Genomic DNA, 24140 nt, shown 5'->3' on the forward strand with positions numbered 1-24140 from the left:
TTCCACTGACATAGCCCTTTGCCACCCGGCATTGGGCGACCGGAAATTTTGAGATTCGTCTCTTATTCTCGCTCTGAAACTACCACTTTCTAATGACTCGAGAGTAAGACGAACGCTCACGTCCCATCTGGGGCGTGGGTCGTTTGTGCTTATTGAGTCAAGGGTGTGGTAGCCCGCAGAGCGATAGGCACGCTAAGCGACTCCACGCCTTTTTTGTTTTCCCGACATCTTAGGCCAACGTCTCCGTGCGAATGAGGACGGATTTCGCCACTTTTGCTTGGAGATGTTATGGCGAAGGAAAAGAAGCAGGTGTCGCTCGAAGCGGGTCTTTGGGCTGCGTGTAATAAGTTGCGCGGAAGCGTGAGTGCCACGGATTACGTGAACGTCGTGTTGGGGCTATTGTTCCTGCGGTTTGCCTATGACAAGTTTGAGGCACAACGTCAGGCTCTCCTTGCAAACGAAGACACGAAGGATTTCGTCAACAATCCGCGTTTTTACTCCAAGGAAAACGTGTTCTATCTCGAAGAGACGGACTGCTGGAACTACTTGCTCAAGAATTCCAAGAAGAACGACATCTACAAGCAGATTGACGATGCGTTCAACAATATGGAAAAGAACAATCCTTCGCTCAAGGGCGCTCTCCCGATAGGCTTCTATCGCGACCTGCATATCGAGGCGAACAAGTTCTCTTCGCTGATGGACGAAATCAACAAGATGCAATACAGCACCGATGAAACGGACGATGTGATCGGTCGAGTTTACGAATACTTCTTGCGTAAGTTCTGCATTGCAGCAAAGTCCGAAAAAGGCGAGTTCTACACGCCGGGGAATATTGTTGAACTGATGACTGAAATCGTGCAGCCCTATACGGGTTCCGTTTTTGACCCGGCCTGCGGTTCGGGTGGAATGTTCGTGCAGTCGGCCGAATTTATCAAGCGCCACAAAGGCAACAAGAAGAACATTACCATTTATGGTCAGGAGTCGAATGACAAAACTTATAAACTTGCCCGAATGAACCTGGCCATTCGCGGCTTGAATTGCAACTTGGGCGATGCCGACGCTTCGAGTTTTACGAACGATAAACATAAGGACTTGAAGGCGGACTTTATCCTGGCAAATCCGCCGTTCAATCTGAAGAACTGGCGAACGGAAGAAGAGTTGAAAAATGATGCCCGTTGGAAGGGCTACGAAGTTCCGCCGGTAAGCAATGCGAACTATGCGTGGATTTTGCACATGATTTCGCACTTGAGCTATAACGGGACGGCGGCGTTCCTTTTGGCAAATGGCGCTTTAAACGCCGATGGCGATGAATACAAAATCCGCAAGAAATTAATCGAAGAACACAAGGTAGAGGCAATTATCGTACTGCCGCGAGATATGTTCTATGCGACGGATATTTCGGTGACGCTTTGGATTGTGGGCAATCACAAGAAAGAAAAGACCGTAAAACGCGACGGCAAGAATGTCAAGCTTCGCAACCGCGAAAACGAGATTTTGTTCATTGACGCTCGCCAGCTTGGTGATGGTGGCGCAAACGAAGACGGCTTTACCCTTTTGACGGAAGAAAGCAAGCAACGCATTGCGCAAACGCTTTTCAACTGGCAATCCCCTGATTGGAAAAATTTGTATAAGGACGAAGCGGAATATTGTTACTCAGCCCCGATGAGTGAAATCGTTGAAAAGGATTATTCACTTGTTCCGAGTAAGTATATCGAGTTCATTGACCACGATTTGGATATCGATTACAAGAAAGAGATGAAGCGAATCCAAAAGGAAATGCAAGAAGTCATTGCCGAAGAAGTCAAGTCTCAAGAAATGCTCGTAAATGCATTTAAAGGGATTGGGTATGGGATTAAGTAAGATTCGAATTGGCGATGTTATTTCATTGGTTGATGAAAGAAATTCGTTTGGAATAACAGATTTTTACGGCATAAATATTTTTAAAGAATTTATGCCTACTGTGGCAAATACAGAAAATTTAGATAACGCGAAATATAAAATTGTTAGAAAGAATCGTTTTGTATATAGTGGCATGCAAACGGGACGAGATAAGTGTATTCGAATAAGCATGTTTATGAAAGATTCACCTGTTATCGTATCGCCGGCATATACGACATTTGATGTTGATCAAGAAAAGATTTTGCCGGAATACTTCTTTATGCTTTTTCTCTCAAGAGAAAAAGACCGATTAGGATGGTTTCATAGCGATGGTAGCGTAAGAGCAAATTTGGATTGGGATGTTTTTTGTGACTTGGAGTTTGAAATCCCCGATGTCCCGACACAGCAGAAGTATGTTGATATCTATGATGCAATGTGCGCAAACCAAAAGGCCTATGAAAAAGGCCTTGACGACTTGAAACTCACTTGTGATGCATACATTGAAGAACTGCGCCGCAAGATGCCCTGCGAAAAAATTGGTCCGTATATCAAAGAGTGTAACGAAAAGAATGATGATAATTCTATTTCCTTATTTCAGGGTGTGAATGTGGATCATGTATTTACTGCTCCAAAACGCATAGCGGATGATAAAAAGAACGGAAACATTGTAAGAACAGGTCAAATAGCTTTTAATAAGGTGATGAAGGCTAATGGCACAAAGTTGCCGATTGCTCTTCGTGAAGGCCCAGATTGCGTTGTTTCTAGCTCGTATCAAGTTTTTGAAATAAATGATAAGAGAAACTTGTCTCCCGAATATTTTATGTTGTGGATGAATCGAGTGGAAACGCAGCGATATGCCGGTTTTATTTCTTTTGGAACAACAAGAGATATTTTTTCACTTGATGATATGGCAGAAATATCAATTCCCGTTCCTGATATCAAAATTCAAGAATCTATTGCTGATATTTATAAGGTTTATATAGAACGCAAGCGAATAAACGAAAAACTTAAGCAGCAAATCAAGAACATCTGTCCCATCCTAATCAAAGGGGCAATCGAAGAAGGTAAATCCAAAAGAGGTTAACGCCTATGGCCAAGTTTTGCGAAAATGAATTCGAGCAGGCTGTTCTTGAAAAGTTCGAGAACAATTCCTGGGAATACCTTTGCGGCTACGATATCAGCCGTGAGTTGGATACGCCCATTCTTAAACAAGACCTTCGCACTTACTTGGACCAGAATTATGATTCCCTTTCGGATAACGAATTTGACCAGGTCGCAAGCTACATTACGGAGTATTCAAACCAGTCGCTTTATCGTGCGTTAAAAGAATCCTACAAGCGACTTTTCAAGGGCTTTGACCTCCTGCGAGACGATGGTTCAAGGCTGTTCATCAATTTCTTTGACTTTGGCGACGATGCCGAGACAAACAACATCTTTCGTGTCGTAAACCAGTTTGAATTCCAGGAATATAAGCTACAACGCCCTGATATTGTCCTGTTCATTAACGGCATTCCTGTTTCCGTTATCGAACTCAAGAATCCTGCCGATGATTCTGTAACCATTGCGGACGCATACGAACAGACGCATATCCGCTATGCCCAGAATATTCCTTCGCTAATGAAGTTTGACTTTATCAATGTCATCAGCGATGGTGCAAACAATAAATACGGAGCGTTGTTCAGCCCATACGAATTCTATTTCAAGTGGAAACTCAAGGAAGGCGATGCTTACAGAAGTGCCGATGGCCCGCAGGGAATAGACAACATTATCGAAGGCATTTTTGAACGACGCACATTATTGAATTTTCTGCGCAATTATATCTATATTCCTGACAATAGCGATAAGAATCTCGTTATCTTGCCCAAATACTATCAGTATTATGGTGCAGAGGCGATGTTCAAGGGCATCGTCAAGGAATATGCGGCAAATACACACAAGGGCGGCACGTTCTGGGGTGCGACCGGCTGCGGAAAATCGTACATCATGCTGTTCCTTGCTAAAAAGATTACGACCTACGAAGAATTTGACAAGCCGACCGTCATCATGCTTACGGACCGCAATGATTTGGACGACCAGCTGTCCGAAGATTTCGAAAATGCCAAAGAATATTTTGTAGAAGCGAATACATTGCAAATCAAGAATCGGCCAATGCTGACACAAAAATTGAAGGATGTCCAAAGCGGTGGCGTTTACTTGATGACCATTCAAAAGTTCAGGGAAGACTTGAACTTGCTCAGTGACCGCAGGAATATCTTCTGTATTTCCGACGAAGCTCACCGAACGCAGACGAATGTGAACAGTAAAGTCGTGATGTCACAAACCAAGGGCGCAAAGACGGTTTACGGTTTTGCAAAATACTTGCGAGATTCGTTCCCCAATGCAACTTATATCGGCTTTACTGGCACACCCGTAGATGCAACTTTGCAAGTCTTTGGAGACATCACCTTCAAATACACGATGTTCCAGTCAAAAGAAGACGGCGCAACGGTTCAAATTTCCCGATTGAACGGTCCGCGAGAAGTTCAATTAAACGAACGTCAAGCTGAAATTTGCGATAAATTCTACGAATCTATGGCAAATGCAGGCACAAACCCGGACCAGATTCAGCAATCGCAACGGGATATGCTCAAGATCAAGACAATTCTGGGGGCTACAAGTCGCCTTGATATTGTTGTCAATCACTTTATTGGCCATTATGAAAAACGTTGCCGTGAAAATGCTACCGTAAACGGCAAGGCAATGTTTGTGTGCTATGACCGTGAAATCGGGCTTGAAGTCTATAAACGAATCAAGACGCTCCGCCCGGAATGGTTTGAAAAACGCAAATGCGCACCCGAATATGACGGAAATGAAATCAGCCGCGATGCGATGGACATTGAAAAAGTCAAGTTCGTCTGCAGCGGTTCCAAGAATGACACTGCAGAAATGAAGGCAATTATCGGGACCGATGATGACCGTAAAAACTACGCCAAGGAATTCAAGAATGAAAAATCGAATTTCAAGATAGTCATTCTTGTCGATATGTGGATTACCGGTTTTGATGTCCCTTCGCTTGACACAATGTATCTTGACAAGCCCGTAGAACGGCATAATTTGATTCAGACGATTTCCCGCGTAAACCGAGTTTTCAAGGGAAAAGAATACGGGTTGATTGTTGACTACATCGGTCTTGAATCGTCTATCGCAAAAGCGATGAAGTTGTATAATGGCGATATCAAGCCTGTTAACGGAACAGATGCAGCCCTCGTTATCTTCAAGGATTTCTTGCAAAAGACGATTGACTTGATGAACGATGTGGATTATAGCCGGTTCTTTGAAGAGACGGCTACGCCTCTTGAACGGTTGGATATCATCAACAAGGGTGTTGAATTTGTAATGGCGTTCAAGGAACGTCGCGACCGCTTTATGGGTTTTACGCAACGCGCCAAGAAAGCGTTTGATGTGTGTATCGGTCACGACCAAATTACAGAGCATGAAGTGGATTTGTTGCATTACTTCTTGTGCGTTCGTTCCGTGATTTTCAAGATGACCATTGGTGATACGCCCGATGCTACTTTGATGAACAAGAAAATTGCAGAACTTGTAGACAGGGCCATCTGCTCGTCATACGAGGGTAAGGATTTCACATTTGACGATTCTGCAAAAGATGATGTGCAAAACTTGTTCAGCGACGAATTTCTGGAAAAACTGAAGAAAATAAAATTTCCGAATACGAAATACTTCGCGCTGGTCAAGTTGCTGAAACGCGCCATCAAGGAATTCGGCAAGACGAATATGCTGAAAGCGGCAGAATTCTCAAAACGCCTGAAAAACATCATTGACCGCTATAACAGTCGTAACGAACTCAACGAAGTTCAAGAAATTATCGAAGAAACTGTTGACAATCTTAGTGAAGAACTTGAAAAAGTATTCAAGGATTTGAAGAAGGAAAAGAGCTCCTTTGAAGAAATGGGAATATCCTATATCGAAAAGGCGTTCTACGATATCCTAGTCGCCGTCGCCGACGAGCACAATTTCCGTAAGGCCTTGAACGAAGAAACCTACATTGAATTGGCCCGAAAAATTAGGGAACTCGTCAATGGCAAGGCGAAATATGCAGATTGGACCAATCGGCAGGATATTCGCGACGAACTCTATTCCGACTTGGCCGTACTTTTGAAAAAGAACGGCTACCCGCCAACCGTAATCAACGAAGCCTACGATGAAGTCCTGAAACAGGTTGAGAATTTCAAGAAGTACGAAGAATGACCTTACACCAAAGTTTCTAGCGTCTTTCGGAAAGCTTCGATAAAAGCGACTTCGGAGGGAATGGGGCCTGCACCATTTATCACAACAGATTCATCGTGTTCATAAAAAATCTTTATATAGGATTGTGGATAGTCTAAGACGATGGGGTGTAATGTTGTGTAACGTTCACCTATACGTCTTTTTAGATTTCCACAACTAGATCTGCTCCAATTTTCAAAACTTTTTTCGAATTCACTTATATTGGAAATTCCTTCTACATTAGTCAAATTTGCAATTTGCAAATATAACTCATGACGATCGTCTTCCACTTCTTGATGTAATGCTGTGGGATAATTCTTTTTCAATACAGATTTGCAAAGACCGTCGACCAACTCAATACATAAAGTATTAAATCTAAGATGCTTATCTAAAGAGTCATTCAATGCAGTTATCTCATGAGCGGTCTTTATCAAATGGATTAGCTCTAATTTAGTTCGCATGGGAAAGAACGAAAGAACCTCAGTAAAAAATCTTTCAACATATTCTCTTCCATTAGTATCAGCCTCGTCAAAGTTTTTATCAAATCCCTCTAGAAGGGACAATGGATTGTCTATTTTTTCGCCATTAGATACGGGGATTATCATCTGGAAAAATTTCTTGAAATAATAATTGCCAAATTGTATTTGACATTCATCGAAGTTATCGCAAGAGATTTTCCCAGGATTATAACCATTAGGGTTTGTATATCGCTGTGTTAAATTGAATTCACGGCCAAATGTTTTGGCTATGGAGTCGAGTAATTCACTTTTATTGATTGCCGCTAATTGAATAAACATGTATTTATCGGATGTAGTGTCAAAACATATATGATGTAACCGCTGCATTACTTTAATGGCGTATTCAGGCAAGCAACGGTCAAGTTCATCTACCGCAATAACGACGTTTTCAAATACATCGTTGCTTTCCGACAGGACATTAGTTAATTGAAAAAGACTTTTGCGAACCATATCTAAAGTTTCATTTAACGATTGATTCCTGTCGAAATCTTTTGATATTGCAGGAGCTCTGTCTGCGGCTATTGCTTTTTTCCCGGATTCTAAAAAATCGTTAAAACCGATACCGAACTTATTTGTTAAGATGGTCGATATTACTTCAGCGAAAAATTTTAATGCAATTTGTATTCTGTCTTTTTTATTCGTGTCCGAAATTTTATCCTGCAATTGGTTCAGTTTATCAATTATAACAGAGAGTATAGCGACAAGCGGTTCTTCGTAGTATTCGTTTTCCCAACAGTTATAGTGAATTACCAAATAATTCTTCAGCTCAAGTTTTTGCTCAAACTCTTTCAAAATCCACGATTTGCCGCACCCCCACTTGCCGTCAATGGCAAATGAAAAACCTTCATGTGCATTTGTTTTCTGAATAATAATGTTTTCCAATAATGAGACGAACGGCCCACGCCCTAACATATCTTGCGGCATAATTTTAGTCCTTTTTCTATGCAATATAATTTTATTTTTTACTTCCCTATTTACTTGATGATGAAACTCTATTCCAGCATTTCTTTTGACCAATACATTTCTAGCTTATCACGAATCAAATTCATCACATCTTCAAAATTTAATGGTTTCGTATATTTGATTTTGTGTAAAAAATTTTTCCAAAGAGCTAGTCTTGCTTCGTTATGGGAGAAATTAGCAGAAAAAAGTTTAGCTTTGGAAGTGTAGTTCGTTTTCCTGGCGCGAAAAGTCGCTTTGATGGCTGATTCAAGAACATTGTTGTCAATCTTGTGATTTGTCAAAATTTGATAGACGTCAAAGAAATCCTTCATGCGGCTATTGCTTTCGTCTCGCTCAATCATGGCATGGAATTTTTCGGCAACAATAGATTCAATTGAATAGACAAAAATAATCGCTTTAGGCAAATTGTCAAGTAGTGAGGGGTACGACATCTCTTTTACACCAACAACCGAATCTCCGAACCCAACGTCAATGGCGACCCACTGGCGAATTGAATCCAAGTTTGCCTGTATTTTCACATGAAGCCCGAGGTATTCCTTATCATTCATGATGTCATTGACTTGAATGGAGTCAATATCGAAAGTAATGCCGTCTTCAGGACACGTTTGCAAACATATATCAGCAAACATAGAGCGGAGCAGTTCTGGCTTTGAAGGGAAATTGATACCGAGCAAGTCCACATCCAAAGTTGGGCGCGCAATTACGGGATTCAAAGCAAACAGTAATGAACCGCCCTTCAAATAGAATGATGATCTGTACTTGCTTTTAGCGAGGCGATACATCAAACGCTCATGAAAGAAGCGTATGAGAACTTGTTGGTAGTTTCCGTGTGCTTTTCTCGTTTGCTCCAGTAGACGATTTTTTACTGACTTTGCGACATCCTGAACCATCCTTAAAGTCCTATTTCCAAATATGTTTTTAGTGTTGCTGAAACACGGAGCTTTTTTGCATATTCCGATAGTTTAGGGAGATTTCTATCGCTGCGACGAAGATATGTCTTGACTATTTCGGCACATACATCTAGTCCGATTTTATTTCGGTATTTTACCGCATCGCAGACGGAGCGTTCCAAGTCTGTGACATGCACCTTATGCCCATGTACTTCTGCTATTGTGGTTCCGAATTCCAGCAGATGATCCGACCAATAATAAAGCGTTATTGGAGGGAATTCGGGCAATACAAGTTTTCGTTTACGCTGAATAGCGATACAAAATGCGTTGGGAATTTGCGTCGTGAGTTCGTAATGTTCCCACGCCGAATACAAGCATAGCACGCCACCGGGCACAAGAATGTCTATATCGAGCATCGTATCGGCCAATACTATGGGTTCAGCAAACACACCTGGACGCAAGCGAAGCAACTCACCCGATTGAACCTTTTGTAGAATCTGATGATATTGATAAGCGCTCATGTTGTCGCGAAGCATGAAACCTTCGGTATTGCAAAATTCTTTTCCGTCGTAATTTGGCATATCCTTAATATAACAAAATTACGGCATTTTTACAAATACGCCGTAAAATTTTAATATTTTTGTCTAGGACACAGAGTTTAACAACTATCAAAATTTCAACAAAATACGGAAAATGTTTAGATATCCCGTATTTTATTGAAAAAATTTCAAGAAAACGACTGCAATTTTGAATATTTGTAGTTGTTTTGTACAGGTTTGAAAATCTATTTTCCATATTTCACTCCACCTTCACCAAGAAATCTTCCCGTTTTAGCCCGTATTCCGCGTAGGGGTTTTCATCGGGATAACCCACGGGATTGCACAGCAGCAGGTGTTTTTTGCCAAGCGGGTCGATGTATTCGCGCTTGATGGCGGTGTGGGTGTGGCCAGCCTGCCAAATGCTTCCGTCATCCAGGTTCTCGAGGTATTCCGCCCCGTGGAAATAGAAAAAGTTTGAGTAGGGATCCTGCCGATAACGTTCGGACATTTCGAATTCCAGCGGTAGAAAGTGCGACATCATGATTTTCGGGCGTTGTGCAGTAAGTTCGCGAAATACAATGTCATAATGCCGCCAGAGTTTGTCGGCGTTGTTCTGCATGTATTTCCAGTGACGAGCGTCGAACCAGCGTGTCGCCCACAGGATTTTGTTCGCAATTTCGGACGCGGCAGGCGAATGTTTGTACTTAAAATCGCACATACCCATGCAACCCGCAACGCCTTCTGCGATGCGGTTTTCGAGCAGGAGAATATTCGGGATTTTCCCTGCTTCAGCAAGGAAGTACTTTATTTTGCTTTCGGATGTAGCAAATTCCTTGTCTGCTCCGAAGCGCCCCAGATGCTCAGTGATGATGTCGTGGTTCCCGAAGCACACGTAAACCGCACTGTATTTTTCGGCAATGAACTTCAGAAACTCCACATAAGTAAAGTAATCGTTCGCGATATCGCCCGCAATACAGCAGGCATCCGCCGGCAAGAAGTGGCGTTCAAAGTAGTCTACGAAATGTTTGCGTAGTATGGCGACAGTACGGGTTACCGGCGCATAGAAATCAACATGCAAATCGATGATAAAGTAGTAAGTCATGTCTCAAATCTATACTTGGGTATTTGGGGCGTCAAGGGGACGAACTGCGAGTTGGATTTCCCAAAATTTCAATGAAATTCGGACATTTTTCGAATATTCCAAATTTCGTTGAAAAAAGATTCAAAATGCGGGTATTGGGAAAAATGCTACGACATTTTATTTGCTACGTCACAGGAAATTCTATACAAAATGGCGAGGCTGTCAATCCGTCTAATTAGGCTGAATCAGGTTTTTCGACCAATTCATACACAATATAAATTTTTTTGTCACCAAAAGAGTTTGATTACAAACCGAATCGCAGCGAAATTTTGTACGGTTTGCCATTTCTGATTATGGTCATCTTCCAAGTATCACCTATATTCGACGCATTCCTTATGTCAACAAAATCTGCAGTAGTGTATATTTTTCTTCCATTGATTTTGGTAATAATATCGCCATGAAAAACATTAGCATAATAAGCAACGGAATTTTCAAATACAGTGATTATTTTACAACCAACATTTTGTTTATACGTATCACGATCTTTTTGAGATAAATTCGCTACAGTAAAACCAGGGGCATACTGCATTCTATATTTTTCAGGAATCGGAATAAAAAAATATGCGGAATAGTCATATCTATCTATAGAGTATGAATATGTTGAATAAGATGTGGTTGTGTAGGTATGACCCATCCCATATGCATCAATATAAGAATGGTAGTGAGTTTGGGGAGAAGAAAAAACTCCGTTTCGCGTATCTGTGTATGATTTTGACCAAATGACAACTTTAGCCTTGACTTCTTTACTAAAATTGGCGATACTACGGTAAACAGCATTTTCGCTGTAATTCGGGCCGTTGAAACCAGAGTTCCCAATACACCAATACCATCGAGAAGTGACTTCTCTGTACTTCGCGTCCAGGTCTGAAGTTTTCATCAAAACAGGTTCTTCACCCTCTTTCAAGTATGCTTCTTGCGGGAAATAATTTTCGTTGAACCACGGATTATAAAAAGATTTGAAACCGGATGCACAACCTACGAAGAAAATGGCAACGAGACTCATTATAAGCATTTTCTTCATATTATTCTCCGAATGGTTAACATGTTCAAATATAGGTATTTTTCTATTAGGAATTATCACGAAGGTTTATCTGTAGTTGAACAGAAGGTTCTATTGCTTTAGAAGTCGTTTTTGTATAGATTGAGGACATGACAGAAGAAAACTTCGAAGATAATCTGGGCTGGAAGGCCTTTGCGGAATTGCGCAGGCAAGTTCAATGCAGCGCTGCTGCTGGAATAAGCGAAACTGAAGTAGAAGCAGAGATTGCGGCATATCGTTCTAGAAAAGAACAGAGCGCAAAGTAGTCCTCCTGATCGTTGCCAATCTGATTTTTGCGTTAGGGATAGTGACCCTTGGCGGCGCTGTGGCGCCGTTTTAGCAGGTAAGCGGCGAGCGGAGCGAAGACGGTTGCCGCTAAAATATAGCCCGGCCCGCGCAGTGGCGCGGGAAACGCCCGTTTTTTCCGTTTACAGTTATAACTTAAATCTATTACCAAGTATAGTTAAATAGTATGTATTTATGCCTTGACAGGGCCAATTTCAAATTCTATTTTATTTCACACAAGATTGATAGGAATAACAAAATGTTTTGCGATTCCTAAGCATTCGAAGGAGCGCCTATGAGTAGTGACTGTCGAATGCCGAGAGGCATTCTGAAAACGAACTAGCCGAAAGTCTTTTGTCCTTAGGACTTTGCAGGTTAGAAAAACAAGCCTAAGGATATCTCCAAAATCAAACTTTAGCGAGCAAGGGTCAATGAAGAACCCCGTTGCTTGCTGTAACCTAAAAGGAATTTTTACCATGACGACACAGAATAAGCTCCATTTTGAAACTCTCCAGGTTCACGTTGGCCAGGAACATGCAGATCCCACAACCGATTCTCGCGCAGTTCCCATCTACCAGACCACTTCCTACGTGTTCCATAGCGCTCAGCATGCCGCTGACCGTTTCGCCCTGAAGGACGCCGGTAACGTCTATGGCCGTATCAACAACTCTACGCAGGGTGTGCTCGAAGAACGTATCGCTGCCCTCGAAGGTGGTGTTGCCGCTCTCGCCGTCGCTTCCGGTGCAGCTGCCATTACCTACGCCATTACGGCTCTCGCCCGCAAGGGTGACCACGTGGTTGCACAGCGTACGGTTTACGGCGGTACCTTCAACCTGCTGCAGCACACGCTCCGCGACTTCGGTATCGAAACGACTTTCGTTGACACCCACGACCTCAAGAGTGTCGAAGCAGCTGTCAAGAGCAACACGAAGCTCATCTTTATCGAAACGCTCGGCAACCCGCATTCCGACATCCCGGATATCGAAGCCATTTCCGAAATCGCCCACAAGAACAAGATTCCTCTGGTGATCGACAACACCTTCGGTACGCCTTATCTTATCCGTCCGCTTGAACACGGCGCTGACATTGTGGTGCATTCCGCTACCAAGTTTATCGGTGGCCACGGCACGACTCTCGGCGGTATCATCGTGGACGGCGGCAAGTTCGATTGGGCTGCATCCGGCAAGTTCCCGCACTTCACCGAAGTGAACCCGAGCTACGGTATTCCTTTCACCGCGACGGGCGCCGCTGCTTACGTGATCTACGTTCGCACGATTCTCCTCCGCGACGAAGGTGCTGCAATTTCTCCGTTCAACGCATTCCTCCTGTTGCAGGGTGTCGAAACGCTTTCTCTCCGCCTGGATCGCCATGTGGAAAATACCAAGAAGGTTATCGAATTCCTCACCAAGCATCCGAAGGTTACCCGCGTGAGCCACCCGAGCCTCCCGAACCATCCGGACCACAAGCTTTATCAGAAGTACTTCCCGAATGGCGGCGGTTCTATCTTCACCTTCGACATCAAGGGTGGTCAGGAAGAAGCTTTCAAGTTCATTGACAACCTGAAAATTTTCAGCCTGCTTGCAAACGTCGCCGACGTGAAGAGCCTCGTGATTCACCCGTACACCACCACGCACGCCGAACTTTCTCCGGAAGAACTGGCTGCCGCCGAAATTACCCCGGCAACGATCCGCGTGTCTATCGGTACGGAACATTACGAAGACATTATCGCTGACTTGGAAAACGGCTTCGCCGCTATCTAAAAGTTCCATTGCGTGAACAACATCCCTCGTTCGTCATGCAGGCGGGCCGTAGGTAAGGATGATTCTAGTCCTGCTCGAGAGTTTGGTACTGGATTCTTTGCCCACGGTTCCAGCTGGCGGCGGGGATTATTTTTATTGATGTTTACAAGGAGAGTACATCATGATAGACTTCGAATATTATAATCCTGCGAAAATTGTATTTGGCGAACATAGTGAACAGAAGTTAAAATCGCTTTTGGCTGCGTACGACGTGAAGTCGCTTCAGCTTGTTTACAGCGGCGATTTTATCAAGACGCTCGGCATTTATGACGTGATCAAGGACGCTGTCAAGGAACTCGGGATTCGTTTTTCCGAAAACGGGAATGTGGTACCGAACCCGACCATTGACCTGGTGCGCGAACTCGTGAAGCAGGGCAAGGAAAACCAGGTGGACTTTGTGCTCGCGGTCGGTGGCGGAAGCTCCATTGATACGGCAAAAGCGGTGGCGCTTGGCATTCCGTATGACGGCGATGTGTGGGACTTCTTTGAAAAAGGCATCTCGCCCAAGCAGGTTTTGCCGATTGGCGTGATCGCAACGACGGCTTCGAGCGGTTCCGAGACTTCGAACGCGGCAATTCTTTCGAGCGGTGAATGGAAACTCGGCTTTGAAGATGACCGGATCATTCCGAAATTTGCCATCATGAACCCGAAATACACGGTGGGCCTGCCGGCATACCAGACTTTCGTGGGAATCGCGGACGTACTTTCGCACTTGCTGGAACGCTATTTCTCTGACGAGAAAAATTCCGACACAACGGACTACCTGATTGAAGGCGCAATTCGTGCATTGCTCGTGAATGCGGACAAACTCTTGAAAGATCAGAAGGATGTCAATGCCCGTGGTGAAATCCAGTGGCTCGCGAGCGTTGCCCACGGCGGATTTTTGGATGCAGGGCGTCGCGCGGACTGGGGATCGCACCGAATCGAGCATGAGCTTTCGGCGCAGTACAACATCACTCACGGCGAAGGCATGGCCGTTGTCACCGTCGCTTGGAGCAAGTACATGGCCGAGAAAAAGCCCTGGAGGCTTGCGCTTTTGGCAAGCAGGGTTTTCGGAGTAGATTCGTTCAACTACAGCGAAACGGAACGCGCTTATATTTTGTCAGAAAAACTGGCTGCATTCTTCAAGAAGCTGCACCTCGCAACGAGCCTGGCAGAACTCAAGATTGACAACAAGGACTTTGACGCTATGGCTGCACGCGCAACGCGTAACGGCAAGGTCGGGCACTATGTTCCGCTGGATGCCGCAGCAATCAAGGATATCTTGAAAATCGCGTTGTAATAAAAAACTTCAACAAAAAACAATAACAAAAACGGTGCGAATGCACCACAAGGAGAGTATAAACAATGGCAAGAGTACATTTAAAACAACCGAACGAATTGACTGGCGAAGCAAAGGCTGCTTACGAAAAGCTGGAAGCTGCAGGCAAGGTGACCAACATGAAGTTGGTGATGCTCCAGGATTACGGCATCTACAAGGCTTTCATGGGCTGGTACGACGCTTGGGAAAGCCTCGAAAAGGCGGTTGGCCTGCGTGCGGCAACGATTTTTGCACACTCGGTTTCTACGACTAACGGCTGCCTTCTCTGCTCGCTGTTCTTCATTAGCGATTTGAAGGCTCTGGGGCTTGATCCGAACAACTTCGAAACTTCGGAAAACGAAAAGCTTTTGCAGCAACTGGGCCAGCAGATCGTGAAGGATCCGACAAAGGTTCCCGACGAACTTTTCGAAGGACTGCGCAAGTTCTATACCGACGAACAGATTATCATTATCGTGGGCTTTGGCGCTCAGATGCAGGCGACGAACAACTTCAATTCTGTCTTGGGTGTTGACGTTGACAAGCGTCTTCTGCCTTTGAAGGAACTGTTCAAGCCCGCTACTTGGAGAGAAAATATCAAGTAATTTGTACTCTCCGTACAACCTGGCGCTCCTGGAAATATTCGAAGTCCATTTTCAGGGGCGCCTTTTTTGAACTTTTTTCACGGAGATTGAATGAACATTGTACTGACTATTTCTGGATTCCTGATCGCTTTCTTGGTGAATTTGCTTTTCCCGCAGGTGGCCGAGAATGTGCGAATCAGGGAATATGCTTTTGGCAGTTTTACGGTTGACGACAATTTGGCTTACCGCTTGGTTTTGCTCGCCATTATCGCCTATTATGCCATTTACGCGATCGTACTGTTTGTCCGCAAGGCAAGTGCTAATAAAGTCGCGAAGTTTTATGCAGGATCGAGGTTCCGTTTTGCGGTGGGGCTTGCGCTTGCCGCATGGGATATTCTCGGAACTAAGCTGCTGTTTTTGCCGCAGCCGTTCTTTCCGGGGCCCGCGATTATCATGGACGCCTTTATTGGCGACACCAAGTTCATCTGGCAGAATACGCTTTACTCGTTGCGTCTTTTTGTAGCCGGATTTTCGGTGGGTGTAGTGACAGGCGTGTTGACGGGGGTACTGATCGGTTGGTATCCGAGGGCTCGTTACTGGATTTTGCCGGTGCTCAACATTTGCGGCGTGATTCCAGCGGTGGCATGGATGCCTTTTGCGCTGACGCTTTTTCCGACTTCGTTTGCGGCGGCGACTTTCTTGATTGCGATTTGCTCCTGGTTCCCGGTGGCGACTATGACGGCCGACGGGGTGCAGGGTACGCCGAAGTCGTTGTTTGAACTTTCGCGCACTTTTGGCGCGGGGCAGCTGTACCAGATTTTCCATATTGCGATTCCCCATGCAATGCCGCAGATTTTTACGGGCATTATGACGGCGGCGGCATTCGGCTTTACTACGCTCGTGATGGCCGAAATGATGGGGCAGCCGGGCGGTCTTGGCTACTACATTAACACTTCGAAGGTTTGGAGCGCTTATTACAAAGTGTTCGCGGCGATTGTCGTGATGGCAGTGTTGTTCTCCGCGATTTTGAAGGTGGTTGGCGCGGTACAGCGTTATGTGCTTCGCTGGCAGAAAGGCGTTGTGCGATAGGAGGCGATGATGACGGATATTTTAGATAAAGAAAAAATCTTGAAGATTCGCGAAGTAAACCGTTCCTTTATCGATGAACGTACAGGCGAGCCGCGGCAGATTTTGAAGGATATCAATCTTTCTGTTTTTGAGGGCGAATTCATTTCGATTTTAGGAGCATCGGGTTGCGGCAAGACGACACTTTTGCGCTTGATTGCAGGGCTTGACCCGGTTCAAGAAGGCAAAATTATTCTTGATGGCGAGCCGGTGCATGGACCAGATTCCAAGCGCGGTTACGTGTTCCAGCAGGGTTGCCTTTTCCCGTGGCTCACGGTAGAAGACAACATCGCGATGGGCCTCAAGATTCGTGGCGTTTATAAGCAGAACAAGGACAAGGTTCACGAATTTATCGAGAAAATCGGTCTTGGCGGATTCGAAAAGAATTTCCCGCACCAGATTAGTGGCGGTATGGCGCAGCGTGTGGCGATTGCGCGTGCGTTGATTAACGAGCCTGAAATCTTGTTGCTTGACGAACCTATGGGTGCGCTGGATTCTTTTACGCGTGCCGACATTCAGAACTTGCTTTTGGAACTTCGCAAGGAACGCAATACCACGATGATTCTGGTGACCCACGATATTGACGAAGCGCTTTATCTGTCTGACCGTATCGTGATTATGACGCCGCGTCCGGGGCGCATTAGCGAGGTGCTTGAAATTCGCGACAGCTTCCCGCGTGAAAGAGGCTCGGCGCAGTTCCTGGAAAAGCGTCGCAATATTTTGGAACGCTTTAATCTTGCACGTTCCAATACGGCACCGGAATACGTTATATAAAAAGAGTGGAATAAAAACATCGCATACCATTATTTGCGCCATTTTTTAGACGAAGGTTACTGCAAAATGCAGTAACCTTTTTAATTTGCCTGTTTACATGACGGATACGAAAAACGCCCCCGACGTTTGGAGGATTACGTCGAGGGCGTTGGAGTGTGCAACAAAAGAAACTTTCTGGAGTATCTTACTGGACGGTGGCAGTGAAGCGTGCCGCGATAGCGACATCAGAGACTTCTTTTTCGCTGTAGGCGCTCAGCTGAATCTTGCTGCGCTTACCAATCTTTTTAATAAGACTGACGGTCCATGCAATTTCATCGGCATCAGCCTGCAATTCATCTCGATTGGAAATGTATTCAAGTTCGGCATAAAAGCTGTTCAGGAACCCAGCAGTCGGAATTTCGATACCTACGAAGAACGGGACATATTCAGTACCCTGAGCGTATTCGGGCTTGATAGCGTTATCAACGGAGAGATTTTCGTCATCACCGGTATAAATGTAGGCAACTTCGCCGTAAACACCCAGATTCTTGAGGAAGTAATAGCTAGCACGTCCTGCAAAGCGGTGCGTGACTTCAGCTGTATGCTGAACAGGATCAAGTACATTACCGCGGTAAGCGGCGCTGATCTTCGCATCGCCCAACTTGAGGGTTTCTTCGGCGCGGAGATAGCCTGTATCGAACTTATTGTCGTAGGTACCGAGCAACAGGCTGAAGCTGGAAATACCCTTATCGAAACCAACGGCGATAGCATCATGCTGGTAATCGCGAGCAAGGAAGCCGCGCTTCGAAAGGTGCGGATCGACGTAGGTACCAAAATTGCCAGCCACGGACCAGTCGGTACGGAAACGTCCAAATTGAGCACTGAAATTGCCGAATGCAAGGTTCCATATATACTTTGCGTAATAAGTATCGGCACTGATTTTGTCCTGTGCGGTCTTCGTCACCTTAACTTTGCCTTTTTCGTCGGTAGTGACATCAGTGACATTCTTGTTCCCAAAAACAGGGCTGAAGATGCGCAAGTTGATTACAGCTTCAAAGTTATCGGATGCATACTTTCCGCCGACATTTGCGCGCAAGAAGGAATTATCAAGCGTATTGTCCGCGTCATTATCGTAAACAGCCTTGATAGCCTGGGCCTGCACGTTTCCGGTGAGTTTGAAGGCGGGATCTTCTGCCTTGGATGTTTCCTGGGCAAAGATGTTAGAAACGAAAAGGGATGTAGTAATGGCCGCAGCGGTGGCGAGCTTTGCAAAATTCTGATTCATTCTTAAACTCCTTGGTTATGGTTGATTTTATTTGTTCTTTTTTTGTGCGCACAAATATAGAAGGCATTTTTTACTTTGTCCAATACTTTAATTTTATGCGGAGTTATCATTTTTTGTTATAAAAAATCCCGCACAATGGCGGGATTTTTATTAGGAACGAGATCCTTCGCGGCGTGGTTTGACGAGCACACAGACCTTGCCGCTCAGGATGACGACAAGGAACATTACTTTATCACGACTTTTCTATAAGTGTCAAAAACGGTCCATTTTTTGAAGAACTTTTCGCGGCCAGCTTCGCCCGCTTCGGCATATTCGTGAAGCAGACGCGACACATCTTCGTCGGAATGTACCTTGATTTCAAAGCCGCGTCCGTTGATGACGGGGAATCCGTCGTAAAGATATTTGGCCGCTTCCGTAATTTCGGCGATACGCTTGCCGCGCACCTTGACAGCGGTGCTGTCACGCAAGATTATGATGTCAAAATCATCGGGATAGCGGTAGCTCTCCCCCACCGTCGGAATTTCGTCGCCTACGGTGTAGTGCTGCTTTACAGGCTGTTGTTTCACCACAGAAAGTGTTACCGTATCGTAGAAGAATTCCTCGAAGATTTCTCCGCGACCGTGGCGTTTCCCCTGCACGAATTCAGCCTTTTCACCAGCAGCAACCTGCCTTTCGAAAAGACCTTCCACGACGCCACAAGCCGATGTCGCATGGGTCACGCGGTCAATCAGAATCAGTTCGCCCAAGGTCTTGTGCTTTTCGAAAAGGTCCACGACAATGGCTTCGGTAAATACAATTTCTACAACGGCGATGCCATTCTTTTCAAGGACATCGGAATTGATATGCTTTCCGCTATTAATATCGACGGAATAATCAATTTTATTTATGATTCCGGGAATCGTCTTCGTTCCAAGTTTCACAAGATAATCCTTGCCGAGCGAAAGCGGTTCATCGTCCATCCACAGGAGCGACGCCTTGATTTTCTTGTAGCTGCCGATGTCAGTGTCCTTGGCAAGTACACAACCTCTGGAAACGTCCACTTCGCGGTCAAGCGAAATCGTGACGGGGTCGCCGAAGCGAGCCTCTTCCACATTCCTGTCGCCACGCAGGATTCCCTTGACAGTAGCTTTTTCATTACTCGGGAGGCTTGTAACCGTATCACCCACGCGGATTGCGCCCGCTTCAATTTGCCCCTGGAACCCACGGAAAGTGCGGTCCGGACGGCACACACGCTGCACGGGCAGATAAAAGCCCGTTTCAGTCTGCGCATCATCTATATCAATCGTTTCGAGATAATCGAGCAGTGCCTTGCCCTGATACCAAGCGATGTTCTTGGATTTCACCGTCACGTTATCGCCTTCGGTAGCCGAAAGCGGAATCACGTAAACGCTGTGGAGCGAAAGTTCGGCGGCCAGTTCGTTGACTTGCTTCAAAATTTCTTTGAAACGTTCCTGACTGTAGCCCACAAGATCCATCTTGTTCACGGCAAAGACAAAATAGCGGATGCCCATGAGCTTGCAAATGCGGGCATGACGACGGGTCTGTACCAAAACACCCTGCGATGCATCCACAAGAATCACCGAAAGGTCCGCAAACGAGGCTCCCACCGCCATGTTGCGGGTGTATTCCTCGTGCCCCGGCGTATCTGCCACGATAAAGCTGCGGTTGTCCGTTGTAAAGTAACGGTACGCGACATCGATGGTAATGCCCTGCTCGCGTTCGGCCATCAGGCCGTCCAGCAAAAGGGAATAGTCAATTTTTCCGCTGCGGCTACCGACTTTACTGTCAAGCTCCAGAGCCTTTTCCTGGTCGGCGTAAAGCAACTTGGAATCGTAAAGGATATGCCCGATGAGCGTCGACTTTCCATCGTCCACCGAGCCGCACGTAATAAACTTCAACAAACCTTTCATTAGAAATATCCCTCCCTCTTGCGGCGTTCCATGCTGCCTGCGGCTTCGTTGTCGATCACGCGGGAAGTGCGTTCCGAAGATACAGCGCTCAGGGTTTCATCGATGATTTCGTCAAGCGTCGTGGCGGTCGATTCAATGCCGCCCGTAAGCGGGTAGCAACCGAGCGTGCGGAAACGCACCGACTTGATTTCGGGCGTTTCGCCTTCGCGCAACGGGAAACGTTCGTCGTCCACCATGATGATATTGCCGTCGCGCACCACGACCGGGCGCAGTGCCGCAAAGTACAGCGGGACAATGTCAATCTTTTCGCGCTTGATGTACTGCCAGATGTCCTTTTCGGTCCAGTTTGAAATCGGGAACACGCGGATGCTTTCGCCCTTGTTGATCTTGGTGTTGTAAAGTTTCCACATTTCGGGGCGCTGATTTTTCGGATCCCACGCGTGTGCGGAATTGCGGAAAGAGAAAATTCTTTCCTTCGCACGGGATTTTTCTTCATCGCGGCGGCCACCGCCAAATGCCGCAGTGAAGCCGTACTTGTTGAGCGCCTGCTTCAACGCCTGTGTTTTCATAATGTCGGTGTAGGCGGCACCGTGGTCAAACGGATTAATGCCCTGCTTGACGCCATCCTGATTGATGTATTCCAGCATTTCGATACCGAGTTTCTTGGCAATTTCGTCGCGAAACTTGATCATTTCCTTGAATTTCCACGTGGTGTTCACATGCAAGAACGGGAAAGGCGGCTTTTCGGGGTAAAAGGCCTTCAAGGCCAAATGCAACATGACGGAACTGTCCTTGCCGATAGAATAAAGCATCACCGGCTTTTCGCATTCGGCAGCGACTTCGCGGATGATGTAGATGGCTTCGGCTTCCAGCTCGTCGAGGTGAGAATATTCGCTCAAATTAAATCTCCTATGAGATTCCGGAGCAAGTCCGGAATGACATCTTGAAGTGAAATTCCTAATATTTATTTGATTCCTTGGGGTCGATGTCGATAGTCTTAACGCTCCCATTGGGGAACTCAACGATCCATCGAACGAGACCGTTTACTTTTTCGGTATGCACCTTGCTGCCCTTGCCGCCAATGTCTTCGCCTAGGAAGAAGCTGATGGCGTGAACCGGGCATTCCTTGATGCACGAGGTGCAACCCCAGCAATCTTTGGGATACTTGATAAACGCCTTTTTATTTTCGTTTATCTTGATTAACGTGCCGGGACAAACATCGTGACATTTTCCGCAGCCGATGCATTTACTTTGATCAATGCTGATGCTCATAGTTCTTTTGCCCTTCTGCGGTGAGTTCGCGCAAGATGATTTTGATTTCGCCGTTTTCGAGGCGAGAATTCACGTACTTGCGGAAGTTGACGTCGTCTTTTTCGGGATAGTCGAGGTTCTCGGCGAAACTGTGCCAGCGGGTTTCGCGGCGGGCGGCTAGGTGCGCAATCACGCTCTTGCAGACCGTCAGGCGTTCCTTGAGTTCGTAGATGTACATGACATCTTGCAAGTCGGCGGCACTCAAGTTGTCTGTCAGTTTTTCAATTACCTCGATTTCTTTTTTCGCCTGGTTCAGCTGGTTTTCGCTGTAGCGGTAGCTGGTCTTGATGCCACCTGCATAGGAATCCATGACGGCCTGCATCGCTTCTTCGAGATTCTCAGTGGTCTGCGGACCTTTTTCGTTCGAAAGAAATTTCTCGATTTCTGCAACGTGATCAGCAATCTCTTCTTCCTTAATGGTTGCTTCGGCAGGCTCAGCAACCTTAAATTGCACGTCAGGTCCCTGAGTTTGCCGAAGGGCCGACAAGCTCTCTATATATTCCACCGCGCTTTTCGCTGCAATCTCGCCTTCGGCAAGGGCCCCCGTCACGTACTTTTGCGGTGCACCTCCGGCCACATCGCCTGCGGCGTAAAGGCCTTGAATGGTGGTGGCACGCTTGGTATCGACCCAGTAACCGCTTGCGGTATGCCCTCCAACGATATAAGGCTCCGTGCCTTCGATTTCTACGTTCGCTTTTGACGGCGTTTCATTTTCAAGCCAACGGATCGTTTGCGACGGTGCCATATTCAGGTACGCCTTCAAAAGTGATTCTTCTTGAGCGGGCGTAATCCCGACGGTGCGCAAATAGCAAGGTCCTCGACCTTCCAGATTCTCGACCACAGTGCCGTAAACGCGTTCCGATGTAGAAATTCCATACTTGGTTTCATAAACATCGCCGAGCGCGTTCACCTGCTTGGCACCAACGCCTTGCGCGAGCGTACCTGTAGGCGCTATCGTATCTTTGCAACGAAGGGCGATAAAACGCATTTCAAATGTCGTCATTTCGGCGCCGTGGCGGATTCCCATGGCATAGCCTGCGCCCGTATTGAACGGTGGATACCACATCTTGTGCCGAGAAAATCCAGGGTTGTTCGGGCGGTAAAGCCCAGCGGCACCGCCTGTTGCGATAATCACCGCGCGCGCCTCGATGGCGTAGAAAGTATCGTTCTCAATCCCGAAACCGAATGCTCCGTCTATCTTATTATTGTGAACGGAAAAATCAAAAATGTTCACGTGGTTCAGCACTTGAATGTTCCGCGCCTTTGCAACTGCCGCGGCCAAAATCGGCTTGATGTTTTCGCCGTTGATCTTGATGTTACGATTTCCGCGTGTCACATATTTGCCGTTTTTGTCTTTCAGGATGACAAGGCCCAACTTTTCCAAGCGTGCCGTGACTTCGTTGAATTTTTCGGAGATTGTGTACAGCAAGTCTTCGCGAACGATTCCGTCGGCGTCCTTCTTCGCATATTCCACGTAATCCTTGGGCGTACGGCCTTCGGTAATGTAAGCGTTCAAGGCGTTCACGCCTGCGGCCAAACAACCGCTGCGCTTGATATTTGCCTTTTCAACGATAAGGATCTTGAGACCCACCGCTTCCTGAGATGCGTTTTGTGCGGCAGTGATGGCGGCATAGCAGCCCGCCGTACCGCCACCAATAATCAACAAGTCTGTTTTAAGCCGTTCTATTTTCATTTGCCGTTATAAGCGTCTTTGATTTTTTGCGCAAAGACTTCGTGGCCAATGCGGTCAATGGTGTACTTGAATCGTTCGCTGGGTTTTGCATTTTCGGCAAAGAACTGAATCGCAGCATCGCAGACATCAAGCAGCTTTTGCTTATCGTCAATAAAGGGGATAATCGTTTCGCCCTTATTGATGTTGTTGCCGAAAAGGCCGCCGAAAGAAACGATGTAGCCGTGGGTATGTTCCCAAGCGTCGGTGGGGCATGCCTTGTAGCAACGCCCGCAGAAATTGCACTGCGAGTCATCGAAAATCACTTTCTTATTTTCAAATTTGATAGCACCCTTGCGGCAACTTTTGGCACAGAGTCCACAACCAATGCACTTATCTTCGATCCAATTGACCTTGATACCGCCCTTGATACCGACATCATTTTCTTCGGCCTTGAGGCAGTTGTTCTGACAACCGGTCACACCAAATTTAAACTTGTGCGGGAGTTCTCGGGCAAAGTAACGATCGTCCAGTTCCTTGGCGATGGCATAAGTGTCAATGCATCCGCTCGGGCAAACGGCTTCGCCCTGACATGCCGTGATAGTACGCACGCGAGGGCCGCAAACGCCAGGTTCCACGCCACCTTCGGCAAGGGCAGCCTTCACGTCGTCTACATTCTCCAATTTGATAAATGGTATTTCGACGCTCTGCCTGGAAGTCAAATGAGCGTAGCCTTCGCCGTATTTTTCGGCGACTTCGGCGATCTTTGCCAATTGCGTTGCCGTGAGGTTTCCGCCCACGACGCGCACGCGCAGCGAGAAGTTATTCTTCTGCTTTTGGCGCATCCAACCGCCCTTTTTAAGAGTTGCATAATCTGTTGCCATATTT

20 protein-coding genes are annotated in these 24140 nt (G+C 46.2%); 9 read left to right on the forward strand and 11 right to left on the reverse strand.

Going from position 1 to position 24140, the window contains the following annotated elements; translation table 11 throughout:
* The first annotated feature begins 288 nt into the window (after nucleotides 1-288).
* Genes BUA93_RS03610 through BUA93_RS03620 form a run of 3 tightly spaced genes read left to right on the forward strand, consistent with a single transcriptional unit; the run spans nucleotide 289 to nucleotide 6126 of the window.
* Nucleotides 289-1860 carry a type I restriction-modification system subunit M gene (locus BUA93_RS03610; protein ID WP_072977530.1) on the forward strand — a complete coding sequence of 524 codons (1572 nt, stop codon included), beginning with the start codon at nucleotides 289-291 and terminating at the stop codon, nucleotides 1858-1860.
* Complete coding sequence (locus BUA93_RS03615; protein ID WP_072977532.1) at nucleotides 1847-2962, forward strand: restriction endonuclease subunit S; 1116 nt, start codon at nucleotides 1847-1849, stop codon at nucleotides 2960-2962. Before BUA93_RS03610 ends, BUA93_RS03615 begins: the two co-directional genes overlap by 14 nt.
* Before the next feature lie 5 nt (nucleotides 2963-2967).
* Nucleotides 2968-6126 (forward strand): type I restriction endonuclease subunit R, encoded by a 3159-nt coding sequence (locus BUA93_RS03620; protein ID WP_072977533.1) that lies wholly within the window; start codon nucleotides 2968-2970, stop codon nucleotides 6124-6126.
* A 2-nt stretch (nucleotides 6127-6128) separates the two neighbouring features.
* On the opposite strand, the gene BUA93_RS03625 is transcribed toward BUA93_RS03620, so the two are convergent.
* The 5 genes from BUA93_RS03625 to BUA93_RS03645 all read right to left on the reverse strand — a co-directional run bounded on the left by BUA93_RS03625 (nucleotide 6129) and on the right by BUA93_RS03645 (nucleotide 11216).
* Nucleotides 6129-7586, reverse strand: coding sequence for a KAP family P-loop NTPase fold protein (locus tag BUA93_RS03625; protein WP_072977535.1), 1458 nt, complete (start codon nucleotides 7584-7586; stop codon nucleotides 6129-6131).
* Between the two features lie 68 nt (nucleotides 7587-7654).
* The gene (locus tag BUA93_RS03630; RefSeq protein WP_072977537.1) at nucleotides 7655-8515 is read right to left on the reverse strand and encodes a nucleotidyl transferase AbiEii/AbiGii toxin family protein; all 861 of its coding nucleotides are present in this window, start codon (nucleotides 8513-8515) and stop codon (nucleotides 7655-7657) included.
* 2 nt (nucleotides 8516-8517) lie between these two features.
* Entirely contained in the window at nucleotides 8518-9096 is a 579-nt protein-coding gene (locus tag BUA93_RS03635; protein WP_072977538.1) for a type IV toxin-antitoxin system AbiEi family antitoxin domain-containing protein, read from the reverse strand.
* 217 nt (nucleotides 9097-9313) lie between these two features.
* Entirely contained in the window at nucleotides 9314-10156 is an 843-nt protein-coding gene (locus BUA93_RS03640; RefSeq protein WP_072977540.1) for a metallophosphoesterase, read from the reverse strand.
* Nucleotides 10157-10439: 283 nt separating this feature from the next.
* On the reverse strand, nucleotides 10440-11216 hold the full coding sequence (locus BUA93_RS03645) for a PDZ domain-containing protein (RefSeq protein ID WP_072977542.1): 777 nt from the start codon (nucleotides 11214-11216) through the stop codon (nucleotides 10440-10442).
* A gap of 128 nt (nucleotides 11217-11344) precedes the next feature.
* Here BUA93_RS03645 and BUA93_RS16155 point away from each other — a divergent pair, with 128 nt between their 5' ends.
* The 6 genes from BUA93_RS16155 to BUA93_RS03670 all read left to right on the forward strand — a co-directional run bounded on the left by BUA93_RS16155 (nucleotide 11345) and on the right by BUA93_RS03670 (nucleotide 17098).
* Nucleotides 11345-11500, forward strand: coding sequence for a hypothetical protein (locus BUA93_RS16155; RefSeq protein WP_175547361.1), 156 nt, complete (start codon nucleotides 11345-11347; stop codon nucleotides 11498-11500).
* A 495-nt stretch (nucleotides 11501-11995) separates the two neighbouring features.
* Nucleotides 11996-13279, forward strand: a complete 1284-nt coding sequence (locus tag BUA93_RS03650) for an O-acetylhomoserine aminocarboxypropyltransferase/cysteine synthase family protein (protein ID WP_072978080.1) — start codon at nucleotides 11996-11998, stop codon at nucleotides 13277-13279.
* A 160-nt stretch (nucleotides 13280-13439) separates the two neighbouring features.
* Complete coding sequence (locus BUA93_RS03655; RefSeq protein ID WP_072977543.1) at nucleotides 13440-14600, forward strand: iron-containing alcohol dehydrogenase; 1161 nt, start codon at nucleotides 13440-13442, stop codon at nucleotides 14598-14600.
* Between the two features lie 65 nt (nucleotides 14601-14665).
* Nucleotides 14666-15220, forward strand: a complete 555-nt coding sequence (locus tag BUA93_RS03660; RefSeq protein ID WP_072977545.1) for a carboxymuconolactone decarboxylase family protein — start codon at nucleotides 14666-14668, stop codon at nucleotides 15218-15220.
* Between the two features lie 90 nt (nucleotides 15221-15310).
* Nucleotides 15311-16288: an ABC transporter permease gene (locus BUA93_RS03665; RefSeq protein ID WP_072977546.1), complete on the forward strand. Its 978-nt coding sequence runs from the start codon at nucleotides 15311-15313 to the stop codon at nucleotides 16286-16288.
* A gap of 6 nt (nucleotides 16289-16294) precedes the next feature.
* On the forward strand, nucleotides 16295-17098 hold the full coding sequence (locus BUA93_RS03670; protein WP_139257741.1) for an ABC transporter ATP-binding protein: 804 nt from the start codon (nucleotides 16295-16297) through the stop codon (nucleotides 17096-17098).
* Nucleotides 17099-17282: 184 nt separating this feature from the next.
* Here the strand turns inward: BUA93_RS03670 and BUA93_RS03675 are convergent, their stop codons facing one another.
* From BUA93_RS03675 to BUA93_RS03700, 6 genes are all read right to left on the reverse strand, one after another.
* Entirely contained in the window at nucleotides 17283-18362 is a 1080-nt protein-coding gene (locus BUA93_RS03675) for a hypothetical protein (protein WP_072977548.1), read from the reverse strand.
* A gap of 224 nt (nucleotides 18363-18586) precedes the next feature.
* Entirely contained in the window at nucleotides 18587-20272 is a 1686-nt protein-coding gene (locus tag BUA93_RS03680) for a sulfate adenylyltransferase subunit 1 (protein ID WP_072977550.1), read from the reverse strand.
* Nucleotides 20272-21171: a sulfate adenylyltransferase subunit CysD gene (gene cysD / locus BUA93_RS03685; RefSeq protein ID WP_072977551.1), complete on the reverse strand. Its 900-nt coding sequence runs from the start codon at nucleotides 21169-21171 to the stop codon at nucleotides 20272-20274. Before cysD ends, BUA93_RS03680 begins: the two co-directional genes overlap by 1 nt.
* 58 nt (nucleotides 21172-21229) lie before the next feature.
* Entirely contained in the window at nucleotides 21230-21544 is a 315-nt protein-coding gene (locus BUA93_RS03690; protein ID WP_072977553.1) for a 4Fe-4S dicluster domain-containing protein, read from the reverse strand.
* On the reverse strand, nucleotides 21528-23276 hold the full coding sequence (locus BUA93_RS03695; protein WP_072977554.1) for an adenylyl-sulfate reductase subunit alpha: 1749 nt from the start codon (nucleotides 23274-23276) through the stop codon (nucleotides 21528-21530). Before BUA93_RS03695 ends, BUA93_RS03690 begins: the two co-directional genes overlap by 17 nt.
* The gene (locus BUA93_RS03700) at nucleotides 23273-24136 is read right to left on the reverse strand and encodes a 4Fe-4S binding protein (protein ID WP_072977556.1); all 864 of its coding nucleotides are present in this window, start codon (nucleotides 24134-24136) and stop codon (nucleotides 23273-23275) included. Before BUA93_RS03700 ends, BUA93_RS03695 begins: the two co-directional genes overlap by 4 nt.
* Nucleotides 24137-24140 lie beyond the last annotated feature (4 nt).

The sequence above is a fragment of the Fibrobacter sp. UWH4 genome (assembly GCF_900142475.1).
Taxonomy (GTDB): domain Bacteria; phylum Fibrobacterota; class Fibrobacteria; order Fibrobacterales; family Fibrobacteraceae; genus Fibrobacter.

Excerpts from the sequence above, each read along its gene's own strand:
- BUA93_RS03695 (WP_072977554.1), bottom strand. The coding sequence starts at position 23,276 with ATGAAAATAGAACGGCTTAAAACAGACTTGTTGATTATTGGTGGCGGT.
- BUA93_RS03620 (WP_072977533.1), top strand. The coding sequence starts at position 2,968 with ATGGCCAAGTTTTGCGAAAATGAATTCGAGCAGGCTGTTCTTGAAAAG.
- BUA93_RS03640 (WP_072977540.1), bottom strand. The coding sequence starts at position 10,156 with ATGACTTACTACTTTATCATCGATTTGCATGTTGATTTCTATGCGCCG.
- BUA93_RS03650 (WP_072978080.1), top strand. The coding sequence starts at position 11,996 with ATGACGACACAGAATAAGCTCCATTTTGAAACTCTCCAGGTTCACGTT.
- BUA93_RS03615 (WP_072977532.1), top strand. The coding sequence starts at position 1,847 with ATGGGATTAAGTAAGATTCGAATTGGCGATGTTATTTCATTGGTTGAT.
- BUA93_RS03660 (WP_072977545.1), top strand. The coding sequence starts at position 14,666 with ATGGCAAGAGTACATTTAAAACAACCGAACGAATTGACTGGCGAAGCA.
- BUA93_RS03610 (WP_072977530.1), top strand. The coding sequence starts at position 289 with ATGGCGAAGGAAAAGAAGCAGGTGTCGCTCGAAGCGGGTCTTTGGGCT.
- BUA93_RS03630 (WP_072977537.1), bottom strand. The coding sequence starts at position 8,515 with ATGGTTCAGGATGTCGCAAAGTCAGTAAAAAATCGTCTACTGGAGCAA.
- BUA93_RS03645 (WP_072977542.1), bottom strand. The coding sequence starts at position 11,216 with ATGAAGAAAATGCTTATAATGAGTCTCGTTGCCATTTTCTTCGTAGGT.
- BUA93_RS03665 (WP_072977546.1), top strand. The coding sequence starts at position 15,311 with ATGAACATTGTACTGACTATTTCTGGATTCCTGATCGCTTTCTTGGTG.
- BUA93_RS03655 (WP_072977543.1), top strand. The coding sequence starts at position 13,440 with ATGATAGACTTCGAATATTATAATCCTGCGAAAATTGTATTTGGCGAA.
- BUA93_RS03700 (WP_072977556.1), bottom strand. The coding sequence starts at position 24,136 with ATGGCAACAGATTATGCAACTCTTAAAAAGGGCGGTTGGATGCGCCAA.
- BUA93_RS03625 (WP_072977535.1), bottom strand. The coding sequence starts at position 7,586 with ATGCCGCAAGATATGTTAGGGCGTGGGCCGTTCGTCTCATTATTGGAA.
- BUA93_RS03635 (WP_072977538.1), bottom strand. The coding sequence starts at position 9,096 with ATGCCAAATTACGACGGAAAAGAATTTTGCAATACCGAAGGTTTCATG.
- BUA93_RS03675 (WP_072977548.1), bottom strand. The coding sequence starts at position 18,362 with ATGAATCAGAATTTTGCAAAGCTCGCCACCGCTGCGGCCATTACTACA.
- BUA93_RS03680 (WP_072977550.1), bottom strand. The coding sequence starts at position 20,272 with ATGAAAGGTTTGTTGAAGTTTATTACGTGCGGCTCGGTGGACGATGGA.
- BUA93_RS03670 (WP_139257741.1), top strand. The coding sequence starts at position 16,295 with ATGATGACGGATATTTTAGATAAAGAAAAAATCTTGAAGATTCGCGAA.
- BUA93_RS03690 (WP_072977553.1), bottom strand. The coding sequence starts at position 21,544 with ATGAGCATCAGCATTGATCAAAGTAAATGCATCGGCTGCGGAAAATGT.
- BUA93_RS16155 (WP_175547361.1), top strand. The coding sequence starts at position 11,345 with ATGACAGAAGAAAACTTCGAAGATAATCTGGGCTGGAAGGCCTTTGCG.